This is a genomic window from Candidatus Saccharibacteria bacterium (genome assembly GCA_016700315.1).
Lineage (GTDB): Bacteria > Patescibacteriota > Saccharimonadia > Saccharimonadales > SZUA-47.
The window spans coordinates 122,542-135,860 of record CP065013.1 but is presented as its reverse complement, the minus strand read 5'-3'; the positions used below and the strand labels follow the sequence as shown (position 1 = coordinate 135,860).

Here is a 13,319-nt window from a genome sequence, read left to right as displayed (position 1 = left end):
ATAATAGATGATGGAACACGAAAGAGGTAACTATAGGCTGCGCCCGCGTCGGGCAACAAATGAATTAGACAATGTCAGACGAGATACTCAGTCTACATTTCGTAGAGACATGGCTAGGCTTCGTGAACAGCGTCGTAAGGATGCAGTGCGCATAAAATCAGATCTCCACAAGCCAAAAATCGGGAAACTAAAATCCCTAAAGCTTACGCTTATATCTAAAATAAAGCCTATACAAAAGAGCGCAAAACACTTAAATCGGCGTGAAATAAAAATTGCCATCCCGGTGCTACTTGTCTTAATTGCCTTACCTTTCATCTTTAGAACAAAAAAGGCCAACCCAACGACGGGTACACTGGGCGTAAGTCAGGTAGAGCAGGTGACACCACTCTTGCCCAGTAGTAATAATGTCAAACCAACGGATATTCGTAAGAACGAGACCACCGGTACGCTGTCCTTTATTGATAGCTTTAAGAATGTGGACCTAACTATTACTCAACAAGTTCTTCCCCAAGACCTAAAAGATAATCCGAGCAAAATTCAAGAAATAGCAGTAAGCATAGGCGCAAAAGAAGCTTTTGATTCTGTTTACGGAAAAGCATATTTTGCGACAGCCGATGCTCCAAACGCCGTGGGGCAAAGAGTCGTCTTTGCGACAAATGAAAGACTGATATTCATCTCAGCACCGAGCAAATTTGATGCCGCAACATGGGCTGAGTACATTAAGCTGTACAAGTAAGCTAGTATCATACGGCTAGCACGATAATACCTAAATTTAAGCTGCTTGGTCCCGATGTTTTTAGTATTTTGTGGTACAGAAAGACAGATTTAGATTCCTGTGTATAACTTCGGTCTTTCTCTTGCATTAGCATTTTCGCCTCTGTACAATAAGGGGTGATCTGACTGACAACAAAAACAAAAACAAAAAACAGATCAAAGCCAAAATCATTCGTGTGATTTACGGCACGGGAAAAGCTTATAGTTTTACTCTTTTCGTGAAGAGTACCTAAAGCTTTTAGAAGGGGAACGGGTTTCGCACCAGCAGCAGAGTTACTTGCGCTGCAAGTAAGCAGGCTGGTTGGTGCGGAAGTCGTCCAGAAAACAAAAACAAAATATGTTCAGCCCTCTAGGCTACCGGTTATGCGCCCGTAAGCGCTTCCCACTGAGGGGAAGGGGTGCTCTGTATATTAAGACCATTTTGACTGGTCTGTTTTTGGTTTCGGTCTTAGTAGCCGTACAGGCTAGATATTTTGCGACACAAGCAAGTGCTGCCCCGACCACTCTTAACTTCCAAGCACGCCTCTTAAACGCTAGTGGTGGCCTGGTGGCTGATGGCGATTATAACGTCGAATTTAAACTTTACGATTCGGCAGCAGCGGGGGCGAGCGCACAAGGTGCTTGCTCGCTTAATTCCAGCAGCGATGATTGTTGGTGGCTTGAGACTCGTAGCGGAGCGAATAAAGTTCGAGTCAAGAACGGCTACTTCAGCGTTAATCTCGGATCTGTGACGGCGTTCTCTGCTAACGTTCCTTGGAGCAGCGATCTTTGGCTAAGTATGAACATTGGTGGTACGCCTGTCTCACCAGTCTGGGACGGCGAGATGTCTCCGCGCATCAAGCTGACAGCTGTGCCATACGCATTCGAGGCCGACAAACTAGACGGGATCGATTCGTCTGGCTTTGCTCAGTTAGCCCCTAGCACAATCCAGAATGTCAATAGTGCACTAGCAGCTCTGGCGATTGACCAGACAGGAAGCGGTTTATTGCTTGATTTGAGAGGAAACGGTACTTCAGCTTTCAGTTTGGATAAAACTGGAAATGCATCTTTGAGTCAGGGTCTAACGCTAGGTACTAGCACGAGTACTACAGCAGGAACTTTACGCTGGACAGGCACAGATTTTGAAGGCTATGACGGTACAAGCTGGAAGTCGCTAACTGCTGGCAGCGGCATAACAAACCCAATAATCAATAAAACCAAGACAATTAGCGAAGTGCAGAACAACACAGTTAACCCAACTGCTGCATTACAGCCCGACGATCAGCTCTTCTTCTCTGTTGGCGCTAACGAAACCTGGAACTATCGATTCTATCTTCAGATAACAGGTAACGCAACCCCAGACATAAAGTTCAGTGTAACCGCTCCAGTCGGTGCGACGTGTGTAAACTCAGTTAGTGAAGCAGAAAATGCCTTGGCAGTTGGAAATCTTGGGTGTGGTGTTTCGTCTGGTGCTGTGCCAATGAGTACTGCAACAGATGTTTTTGAAGTAGCGGGAACGGTAACCAATGGTGCTACTGCAGGTATCGTAACTTTGAACTGGGCACAGAATACTGCTAATGCAGCCAATACTACGGTGCTCGCTGGTAGCTTTATTGAGGCACAGCGTTCGGTAGGTGGAAGCGGTATAGCGCAAGCCTTTATACAGGGTGGCAATAGCTTCGGTGCGCTAGCCGTAATTGGCACGAACGACGCCAACGATTTGAGTATCGTAACAAACGGTGTTGAGCGTCTTAGAGTAAACTCGGCCGGCAATTTGTCGATTGCTGGACTAACGACTTTTAACGGTAACTTGGTAGCCGCTGGTTCAGCAACCGGTACAGCAGGTACGACTAGCGGTAGCGGTACTAACTCAACTACTCTGACCCTTGCGGCCGACAGCTTCAACGTCAATGATGTTGTGTTCATAGACAACGCTACGCAAGACTATTACACACGTATTACGGCTGATCCAGGGACTGGTACATACACCGTTAGCCCGGCCGTAAGTTTCACTAATGGTCGTACGGTTACCAAGTACAACGTTCAGAATATCGGAGCAACCAGCACCGACTACACTAGTCAAGCCAATCGCTTCTTCCAAGGGTACTTCTTGGGCGGAATTGTTGTTGGCGCAGGCTCTACACACATCTCGGACGGTAGCATAAGTCGTACGGAAGGCGATCTGGTACTCACCCCTGGAACTGGTGGTATTGTGAATGTCACCGGCACTCTTAATGCGACAGCGCTAACTGGTGATGCGTCGGGACTGACAAACATCAACACTGCGGCTATTGATGGCTCAACGCTTACCGGTCTAAACGCTAGCAACATCAGTTCTGGCACTCTGTCTGACGGACTGCTAAGTAGCAATGTTACACTGCTCAGTGGAACCTCGACGTTCACAGGTGTAAAAACTTTCGATGCTGGCTTAACGATTACTACAGGACAAAACCTGACAATAAACGGCGATAACTTGAGCGATCTAACTGGCAACGGTTTAATTAATACGGCCGGCGCTCTGAGTGTCTCTTATGGCTCAGTTGCCAACACCGCCGTACAGGGTAACACTACACTTACATGTGCTTCGGGCAGCGGCAATCTGAGCGGCGGCGGTGACACAATTACACTCGGAAGCGGTGGTACTTGTTCGGCAATCTCTATCTCAGGCAGCCCAAGTTTCGCTGGCACAGTTACGGCTACCGATTTCAGTGGTAGTGGCGCCAGTCTAACTAGTTTGAATGCCAGCTCGATCAGTAGTGGCACACTGGCCGACGGACGACTGTCGACTAATGTAGCGCTTCTTACTGACAGCCAGTCGTTCTCTGGCGCCAAAACTTTCGGTGCAGGCTTAACTATAACTACTGGACAAACACTGACTGTAAATGGTGATGGATTAACTGATCTGACGGGGACAGGCTTAACGAATGCTGCCGGTGCACTAAGCGTTGCTTACGGCTCAGCCGCTGGCACTGCTGTGCAGGGAAACACCTCGCTCACAATTACCGCTGGTGCTGGGCTTTCTGGCGGTGGTTCTATCACATTAGGCGCTGGCGGAAGTGCAACGCTTTCAGTTGCTTACGGCTCCGCAGCAAACACGGCTGTACAAGGCAACATCACACTAGTTTGTCCATCAGGAACAGGCAACTTAAGTGGTGGCGGAACTTCAATCACACTTGGCGCTGGCGGCACTTGTGGCGGCCTCGCAATCTCTAACAGCCCGAGCTTTAGCGGTAGTGTTTCGGCCAGCAGCTTTAGTGGCGATGGTTCATCTTTGACGGCACTTAGCGGAACCAACATTACAAGCGGAACTATCTCTGACTTGCGACTTTCGGCAAACGTTTCTCTGCTTAATGCGACTCAAACGTACTCAGCTCTTAAGACTTATAGTGCAGGGCTTTCGATCACTGGTGGCACAACGCCGTTGTCAGTAGCGAGTGGAGGAGTAAGCTACCTAACGGTAGATACTGCGGGTGCGTTAGTTCGAGTTGGACCGACAGCTGGCGATACTACAGGAATACTGCTTGTTCTTGATACCAAAACTAATGCTGGAGATCCAACCGGTGTTAATGGTGGCCAATATTATAACTCCGCTAGCGGTAAGTTCAGATGCTATGAAGGTGGTCAATGGAAGGACTGTCTCAGCGAAACCTCACTCAATAAGGCGGCTAACCAAACAGTCACAAACAACGCTGCCTTCCAAAATGACACCGTACTTGTTCAAGCTTTAGCGGCCAACACTTCTTACAGCATAGATGCAACTATCTCATATATGACTACAAGCAACACAGCAGATTTCAAGTATACCTTTACTGTTCCGACGGGCGCCACAGTTAGTATTTACACCGATGCGGCTACCTCCGCAACAACCAACACAATTTGTAACATAACAGTTTCGGGGCAAACGTGCTCTATCCTCAATAACGCAAACTACCGAGGAATTATTAATGTTAAGGGCGTCGTTACAACGGCTGCCACGGCCGGCAATCTTCAGTTCCAGTTCGCCCAGAATACCGCCACAGCCGGTCAAAGTGTGACTATCTACGCTGGCAGCAACTTGTCGTGGCGTAAACCTTAGATCGGTGGTCTACTTCTGTATTTTTATTAACCACTTATGCTAAGCTTATATTAGATAAGAGGGAAAACAAAAGTGGCTATTGTTGCAGTACTAAATCAGAAGGGCGGGGTAGGCAAAACTACTACTACTATTAATGTTGCAGCTTACGCCGCCAAATCTGGTCGGAGAGTCTTGGTTGTTGATCTTGATCCGCAGGGCAACGCAACGAGTGGTTTGGGTGTTGATCGCTCCAAAGTCGAGGCCAATCTATATACCTGCCTAAGCGGCAAAAGCGAGCTTTCGAGCTCTATTTATGAGACTAGTCAAGACGGAGTTTACTTACTGCCTTCGAGTTCTGATCTCGCTGCCTTAGAGCTAGAGCTAGCAGGCTCAAGTAACAGAGTAGGGCAGCTCAAAAAGCTGCTTGCAAGCTCAGCTTTCGACGTTGTGCTAATCGATTGTCCGCCTTCACTAGGGATACTGACGATCAATGCCCTGACCGCTGCTAGTGAAGTGTTGGTACCAGTTCAGACAGAGTTCTACGCTCTTGAGGGCTTAAGCCAGCTTGTCAGCGTTATCCAAAGAGTAAAGGCCAGCTCAAACGCAGATTTGAAACTACTAGGAGTCGTACTAACAATGTATGACAACCGTACCAGTTTAGCTGAACAGGTTGTGGCCGAAGTCGAAAAGCATTTTGGCGGCAAAGTTTTCAAAACCAGAATTCCGCGCAATGTAAGACTCGCCGAAGCGCCAAGTTTTGGTCGTTCTATCTTAGAACACGACAAATGGAGCAAGGGCGCACGCGCCTACAAATCTTTAAGTAAAGAAATTTTGGAGAGGTTAAAATGAGTGAAAACAGAGGTCTAGGCCGTGGCATAGATGCGCTTTTTGGCGGTGACCTGGCGAGCGTGCTAAGCGACGAAGACAAGTCTAGAGTCAGGCAAATTCTAATTCAAGATGTTACGCCCGACCCCAGACAGCCGCGCCGGCAAATCGATGAAGTAGAGCTGGCTGGTCTCGCGGCTTCAATTGAGCGGCACGGCATTTTACAGCCACTTATAGTAGTCAGCAGCGACAATGGCAAATACCAAATTGTTGCAGGTGAGCGACGTTGGAGAGCTGCACAAAAACTGGGGCTTAGCGAGCTACCAGCAATTGTGCGTACTCTCAAAGAGCTAGAGAGGCTAGAGATAGCCCTGATCGAGAATGTCCAGCGAGTTGATTTGTCGCCGTTCGAGCAGGCTTTGTCGATCAATCGTCTAAAAAGCGAGTTTAACGTCGATCATAAAGAAATAGCCAAAAGGCTGGGTAAGGCAGAGACTACGGTCTATAACTTGGTTAGGCTGCTAAACTTACCCAAGGCTGCTATCAAAGCTCTGCAAGATGGCAAAATTAGCGAAGGGCACGCCCGCGCCATATTGTCGCTAGACAGCAACGTCAAATCACAGGAAGAGCTGCTAAGTCTAATACTTAAAGGCGGCTGGACAGTCAGGCAGGCAGAAAAGTTTGCGGCTGAACACAAAACTAAACCTTCGCGTATTTCAAAGAACCGCATTGACAATGAATTGAGTAAAAAACTAGGCTACAAGGTAAGCGTAGAAGCCAAAAAACGCGGTGGGATAGTAGCCATTGCATACAAAAATGATGCCGAACTAGCCAAGCTCAAAAGGATGCTCCTACGGTAGCGTTCTATCAGGATAATTTAATTTACATTTTACCTATAATGAAGTATAATATTATATATGTTTGCTATTATTCCAAACCAGACTCTGGACAGAGTTGAGATTTCTAAGCTTTATGGTCCAAGTAGTAATGAGGCTGAGATTGCAGGGCGTCTTTTTGGGCTGGTTTTAGGTAACCCTTGTGAAATCGTAGAACTTCCGTTTTTAGGCTCACTCGAGCCAAGTATTTTTGAGAGAATGCATGGCAATAGTGTGCAGCACCCACCCCATACTCCAAGAGCTTTTGTAGATAATGACGCTGTACATTTTTTTCCGAACTACGAAGGGAACCTTGGTGAAATTATTGATCACCAGCGAAAGGTAGTGTCGTCAGCATGCATATCGGTAGGGGCTGGAATGGCTGTGTCATCACTAGTATTCTTGCAGCCACTTACAGATGATCTACGATACCACACAGCAACTCTGATCTTATCGAGCTGCAAGGACTCGCCCGGAGCTAACCCTCGACTGGGAGTGTACTAATTTTACTTCGGAGCCAGTGATTAAGCAATGACCATGACATCCATATTGCCATCAATCGAAGCTTTGACCCCTGAGCAGTTAGCATTCCTAGGTTCGGTTGAAAAACTTACAGATGAAGTAGTTGGGACACTGGCTGAGCGCGACCAACTCGTAGAGTACACTGCGCAGCGCAATATGACATATGTTGGTGAGTTCCTAGGCTCAGATAATAACGGAGAAACAAAAGGTGAGCGTAGAAGGCTGCTAGCTCATAAAATTGCGCAGTACTTTATCGAATCAGTCCTTGACGGTAGTCAGGCAAATGAGGATGTAGCCGATTCTTCAACTATAGCCGACTCCATAATCGAAGGGCTACTAGCCTATGTAAGCAATCCTGCTGCCACCAGCAAGAGCATCGCCAAAAAACGAGCAAGCGTAGTTGAGTGGTTCAAAGTTCCTTTGACTGAGCTGAGTTCTGAAACTTTAGGTTGCATCGCCCCAGCCACTGCTCCGAAAGCAGCCAAAAATAACGGTGGCATAGGCAAGCTTATAGCACGCCACAATGCGGTAACCGAGCAAAGGATTGCCGAAGCTAGGCGCAATGCCGCCAACGCCGAAGGTGCCGAACCTAGCTTAATCCACGAAAGTGACTCATTCAGTCTTGTAGAGCTTACTACTAAAGAACATTTAGCCCAAGAGTCGGTTGTAACCGGTCACTGTATCGGTACGTCTACCTCCTACTCTAAAGCTCTTGAAGTTGGCAAAGCAAGGTTCTTCTCGATACGAGTAAATCAGGCTGATGCTTCTAGTCAGCACTATTCTATCGAATATGTCGTTGCAAGCCACAGCATAAAGCAGATCAAGACTAGCGACAATAAAGCTGTGGTTGTTGGTGGCCAAAATTGGGAGGAGGTTTTTGCTGGTCTGGGGGTACTAATGAGCAAGCTTGCGAGAGATGAAAAGCCTCCTAAAGTGCTGGATATTAAACTACCAGAAAACACGTTACTCACGCGGCAGGGTCAGCTGGTCGAACTGGAAAAGCTAGCAAATCTCGATGCGTCAGACGTATTGTTTGGCAGCCTTAGTTTCAGTGACGAATACGATCTATCTAGTCGGCCAAGTAATTTAGCAGACATAATCAATAATTCAAATGTAGATGTTAATTACTTTGGTAATAGTAACGAGCTTCTTGCTCTAATACTTGAAGGAGTTAGAACGATAAACGGCTATGCCAACTTCGCTAGGCTCAACTCAGCCGAAGGTCTAACTAACCTAGCTCACATCGGCGGCGATGCCAACTTCGATAGGCTCACCTCAGCCGAAGGTCTAACTAACCTAGCTCACATCGGCGGCGATGCCTACTTCGATAGGCTCACCTCAGCCGAAGGTCTAACAAACCTAGCTCACATCGGCAGCTATGCCAACTTCGATAGGCTCACCTCAGCCGAAGGTCTAACTAACCTAGCTCATATCGGCGGCTATGCCAACTTCGCTAGGCTCACCTCAGCCGAAGGTCTAACTAACCTAGCTCACATCGGCGGCTATGCCAACTTCGCTAGGCTCACCTCAGCCGAAGGTCTAACTAACCTAGCTCACATCGGCGGCGATGCCTACTTCGATAGGCTCACCTCAGCCGAAGGTCTAACTAACCTAGCTCACATCGGCGGCGATGCCTACTTCGATAGGCTCACCTCAGCCGAAGGTCTAACTAACCTAGCTCACATCGGCGGCTATGCCAACTTCGCTAGGCTCACCTCAGCCGAAGTCTTAAATAGGTCACTTGATTCAAACAAGGTATTTTTAGCGTCTCGTTAAGGCTTGCAAGAGGCAGAACCGTACAATCAAAGTAGTCATCGTAGAAAAATGATTATAATAGCTGCTAGAAGCTACGGTGCTTGCTGAAAGGAAAAAGGCGATACTCGGCGGTCCCAACGATGTAGCTGGTTTTGATTGAACCAAACGAGCGTGAATCTAGCGAGTTTTGGCGATTATCTCCACTTACATAGACTTCGCCCTCAGGTATTATACGGTCGTCATTACCTTCAGTTTCTGGAATTTTATCTCCGTAATCAGTGTCTTTATCTACGTCATAACCCTCTGGGTGATCGTTGTTATAAACAGTAATCTTACCACCAGCGACAACAACTCGATCGCCTGGCAAACCAATCACTCTCTTGATTAATTGTTTACCGTGCTCTCCACCAATAAGCAGGTCGGGTTTGTCAAAAACTACAATTTGGCCGCGCTTCGGCATAAACTGCTTACCGGTAATCTTAGCCCACGTACGGGGAGCTTTTAGTACTATTAATCGATCACCTTGTTCAAGTGTTGGTTGCATGCTTGGGCCAAAAACTTCATAGGAATGAAAAACGTAAGATGTTAAGAAAACGGCCAAGAGCGGTGCCAGTACAAGTGCCAGAACCGTCGAAATAATATTTTTCTTACCCTCGCGGCTAGTTTTGTTACTAGCAGGTGGCTGCGTTTGACCATTAACAACTGGTGTCATCTGTGGCGTACTGTGTATGTTTTGCTGATCCATTGACTTATTACTATACTCCAAAGACTCTGATAAACGGAAATAATTTGGTTTCGTTAGCTTAAAACAGCTATAATATTACTTACATAAATGGATAATTTCAGACCAAAAAAACGGCCTGGTCGCGTAGCTTCTGGGTCAATTGACGGCTTTAGTTCTGCAAATCGTCAGCCGACGAAGCGTTTTAATCGCAGCTACCTTAAGGATCGTTCTAGTTCTGATCCTTCGTTTGATCGTACGGAGGGCTTTTTAACCAATAATCAGAAGCAAAATGCCTCCAGCTTCGATGAAAACATTCCGCTAGAAAATTTTAAAGAGCCGCGTCCTAAAAAGCGGCTTTTTCGTCGCAACAAAAAAGAACAACTGGTCAAAAGAAAACGGCGATTTACTTTAAAGCGGGCAATGGTCAGTTTTTTGGTATTAATACTTCTAGCAGGTGGCGGCTTAGGCTATGTTTATTTCAAAGTGAAAAATGTTTTTCGTGGTAATGCAGAAGGTGCTGTAGCCCTTCAGAAAAATCCCGACCCTGCAAGGCTTAAGGGCGAGGGCGATGGCCGCGTAAATGTTTTGATTCTAGGCAAAGGAGGGCCGACGCAAGAGGATGGCCCCGATCTGACAGACACGATTCTGTTGGCCAGTATTGACCCTGTCCAGAATGAAGCAGCTATTTTGAGTCTTCCTCGCGATCTTTGGGTTAAAGACAACGGTTCCGCGACCAAAATTAATGCAGTATACGCCTTCGCTAAAGAACGGGCACTAAATAATAATCCTAAAGATAAAGAGGCAGCCGAGCAAGCCGGAACTGAGGCTATTTCTAATCGTGTCGAAGCGGTACTTGGAGTGCCGATTCATTACCATGTTATGGTAGATTTTACTGCTTTCCAAAAAGCTATAGACACCGTTGGCGGCATAACAATTGACGTTAAGCAGGCTGTCAGCGAACAGATGCTACTAAACGGCAAACCTTATTTTCTGAACGTCGGTACCGGGCAGCAACAGTTTAACGGTTTGCGTGCGCTTGGATATGCTCGTTGTCGCCATTGCGATGCTCGCTCTGATTTTGGTCGTTCGGAGCGTCAGCGCGAGATTCTAATCGCCCTAAAAGATAAAATATTAAGCAGCGGGACCTACTCAAACCCTTATAAGCTGCAACAATTGCTGGCAACATTCAGCGGTAATGTGCGTACCGATATAGGTACTGACGAGATAGGCCGGATGTATGAAATTGCTAAACAGATTAGCTCAGACAAGATCGCATCAGTCAGTTTAGTTGACGAACCAAACGTCCTGCTAACAACGGGCATAGTAGGCGACCAATCCGTTGTCTATCCTAAAGCCGGGACCTTTGATTACAGTCAAATTCAAAGTTATGTCCGAAACAATGCTCTCAAAGATGCATACCTAAAGAATGAAAACGCTAAAATACTCATTTTAAATGGTACGACAACAGTCGGCTTGGCGAGTAAAACGGCTACAGAATTAAAATCTTACGGCTACAATGTGCTTAGTGTTGGCAATGCGCCAACCCAGGATTATGTCAATAACTTTGTCATCGACCGTACAAACGGCGCTATGAAGTATACTCTAAGCTACTTGGAAAGACGTATGCAGGTAGTGGGTCGGACAGACCTGACTGATCCAAACATTAACCCTCTGGATGCAGATTTTGTTATAATAATCGGTAAGAATGAAGCAAATCGGCAGGCTAATTAAACCTCAAAGGGGTTTTGGACGTCTAGTTCATAGCGTTGGATTGATTTTGCTACCAGCAATACTATATATTTTGGCTCGTGTCGGCTTTACCGAGCTCTCGGTAGCAGTTATCTTATTAAGCAAGTGGCGAATATTTGCAGTTCGAGCACGCTATTGGCCAGCGCACCTTAGAAGTAACTCAATAGATATCTCTGTTGGGCTATCGGTAGTACTTTTGATGTCATCAACCAACTCCATGTTGTCCCATTTGTTACTGGCGGCGCTCTACGTCATATGGTTAGTAGTTATTAAACCGCGCTCTAGTCTGGTCTGGGTATCAATGCAGGCACTGATCGGCCAAACCATTTCACTTTATACAGTTTTTCATATTTGGGGTGAACACAGTGTGCTGTTTTTGGTTGCGGCTACTGCTCTAATTTGCGTTCTTGCAGCTAGGCATTTTTTGAGCTCGTTTGACGAGAACATGTCGCGAATGATTGCATATACTTGGGGTTACGTGACGGCTGCGATTGTCTGGTTGTCGACACATTGGCTGATTTATTTTGGCACCATCGCTCAGCCAGTCTTACTAATCTCAGTGATGGGCTATGGTACGGCCACACTATACTATCTGGATCACAAGTCAGCACTTTCTAAGCATGTTTTAAGGCAAGTTGTGATTACAATATGCGCATTGGCTTTTGTAATAATTATGTTTTCAGGTCGCTCCGACAACATAGTACTTTGAAGCTAAAAATATGGGTAAAAAAGCAGAAAGGCAATAATGAAACCAGAGCAGAGCTTATCTTCATCAAAAAAAACATTAGAAATATCACGATTCGGAATGCTAGCGCTAGCTGTACTGGCTGGTTTTGGCGGCGGACTGTTAGCTAATAACACTAAAGTCCAGCAGGCAAGCAACACCCAGGTGCAACGAGAAGTCATCAATAGCGAAGGCGACCTTATCAGTCAGATTAGTAAAAATATGGGTGATAGCGTCGTCTCTATCAATGTGACTGGTACCGCTACTCAAAACAGTGTCTTTTTTGGAACTCAGAGTTTTGAGCAGGAGAGTGCGGGCACCGGCCTTATCCTAACCAAAGAAGGTGTGGTCATCACTAACCGTCATGTGGTACCTAATGCTAACGATAAGGTCAGCATTACTTTGTCAGATGGAACCGAACTAGATCAGGTTGAAGTCTTGGGCAGAACCAATGCAACCGATCCTCTGGACGTAGCGTTTCTGAAGATCAAAGATGCCAAAGGTAAAGAGCTGAAGCCGGCGGCTCTAGGCAAATCAGCCGATGTAAAAGTTGGCGACCGTGTGGTAGCAATCGGTAACGCTCTCGGCCAATTTCAGAACACGGTTACTAGCGGCATTATTTCGGGTTTTGGACGCTCTATCCAGGCTGGCGATAGCAGTGGCAGCGCACAGACCGAAACCTTACTAAATCTTTTTCAGACAGATGCATCTATCAATCAGGGCAACTCTGGCGGGCCTTTGGTTAATCTAAAAGGTGAAGTTATTGGGATCAATACCGCTGTTGCCGGCGGCGGGGCAGAGAATATAGGGTTCGCAATTCCGATTGATGATATTCAGCCGTTGATTAAAACAGTTCTCGATAAGGGTAAGCTTGAGCGGCCGTATCTTGGTGTGCGCTACGCTTCGATCACCGCAGATCTGGCCTACACATATAATTTACCCGTTCAGGAGGGTGCTTACATTATTCCGAGCCGAAACTCAGCCTCGATTGTGTCGGGCAGCCCCGCAGAAAAAGCAGGCCTTCAAGAAAAAGACATCATCACCAAAATTGCAGGTGAAGCAATTACTCCCAAGAGGAGTCTGGTGAGTATTTTGGGCAGTAAATCAGTCGGCGACAAAGTTGATCTGACAATTTTACGAGACGGCAAAGAGCAAACTATTACTGTTACTCTCGAAGCCGCCCCAAGCAATTAGTCACTTTTTCACCTTGTTTCGCCACCCGGCTTCGCCTGGCTTTGTCGAGTCCATTTCTTTTGTCGCAAAGAAATAGACGAAAGAAACGACCCCCGCTTCAAACTCTTGATGCTTTCGTAGTCAAATAAGACAATATTCGGGCAA

General features: G+C 46.6%; 10 protein-coding genes. 9 read left to right on the top strand and 1 reads right to left on the bottom strand.

From position 1 onward, the window contains the following. Positions 1 to 10 precede the first annotated feature (10 nt). From IPO96_00720 to IPO96_00695, 6 genes are all read left to right on the top strand, one after another. Positions 11 to 736 (top strand): hypothetical protein, encoded by a 726-nt coding sequence (locus tag IPO96_00720; GenBank protein ID QQS65070.1) that lies wholly within the window; start codon positions 11 to 13, stop codon positions 734 to 736. A gap of 375 nt (positions 737 to 1,111) precedes the next feature. Next, positions 1,112 to 4,828 (top strand): hypothetical protein, encoded by a 3,717-nt coding sequence (locus IPO96_00715; protein ID QQS65069.1) that lies wholly within the window; start codon positions 1,112 to 1,114, stop codon positions 4,826 to 4,828. A gap of 72 nt (positions 4,829 to 4,900) precedes the next feature. Continuing rightward, complete coding sequence (locus IPO96_00710) at positions 4,901 to 5,656, top strand: ParA family protein (GenBank protein QQS65068.1); 756 nt, start codon at positions 4,901 to 4,903, stop codon at positions 5,654 to 5,656. Beyond that, complete coding sequence (locus tag IPO96_00705) at positions 5,653 to 6,492, top strand: ParB/RepB/Spo0J family partition protein (protein QQS65067.1); 840 nt, start codon at positions 5,653 to 5,655, stop codon at positions 6,490 to 6,492. Before IPO96_00710 ends, IPO96_00705 begins: the two co-directional genes overlap by 4 nt. A gap of 57 nt (positions 6,493 to 6,549) precedes the next feature. Next, positions 6,550 to 7,011 (top strand): hypothetical protein, encoded by a 462-nt coding sequence (locus tag IPO96_00700; protein ID QQS65066.1) that lies wholly within the window; start codon positions 6,550 to 6,552, stop codon positions 7,009 to 7,011. A 33-nt stretch (positions 7,012 to 7,044) separates the two neighbouring features. Next, a complete protein-coding gene (locus IPO96_00695; protein ID QQS65065.1) occupies positions 7,045 to 8,805 on the top strand; it encodes a PcfJ domain-containing protein in 1,761 nt (586 codons plus the stop codon). Positions 8,806 to 8,869: 64 nt separating this feature from the next. Here IPO96_00695 and lepB read toward each other — a convergent pair whose 3' ends face one another. Then, complete coding sequence (gene lepB / locus IPO96_00690; protein ID QQS65064.1) at positions 8,870 to 9,529, bottom strand: signal peptidase I; 660 nt, start codon at positions 9,527 to 9,529, stop codon at positions 8,870 to 8,872. Positions 9,530 to 9,616: 87 nt separating this feature from the next. Here lepB and IPO96_00685 point away from each other — a divergent pair, with 87 nt between their 5' ends. The 3 genes from IPO96_00685 to IPO96_00675 are packed head-to-tail and all read left to right on the top strand — an operon-like array spanning position 9,617 to position 13,175. After that, positions 9,617 to 11,239 carry an LCP family protein gene (locus tag IPO96_00685; GenBank protein QQS65063.1) on the top strand — a complete coding sequence of 541 codons (1,623 nt, stop codon included), beginning with the start codon at positions 9,617 to 9,619 and terminating at the stop codon, positions 11,237 to 11,239. Then, positions 11,214 to 11,966 (top strand): hypothetical protein, encoded by a 753-nt coding sequence (locus IPO96_00680; protein QQS65062.1) that lies wholly within the window; start codon positions 11,214 to 11,216, stop codon positions 11,964 to 11,966. Before IPO96_00685 ends, IPO96_00680 begins: the two co-directional genes overlap by 26 nt. Positions 11,967 to 12,002: 36 nt before the next feature. Continuing rightward, positions 12,003 to 13,175 (top strand): trypsin-like peptidase domain-containing protein, encoded by a 1,173-nt coding sequence (locus IPO96_00675; GenBank protein ID QQS65061.1) that lies wholly within the window; start codon positions 12,003 to 12,005, stop codon positions 13,173 to 13,175. Positions 13,176 to 13,319: the final 144 nt, after the last annotated feature.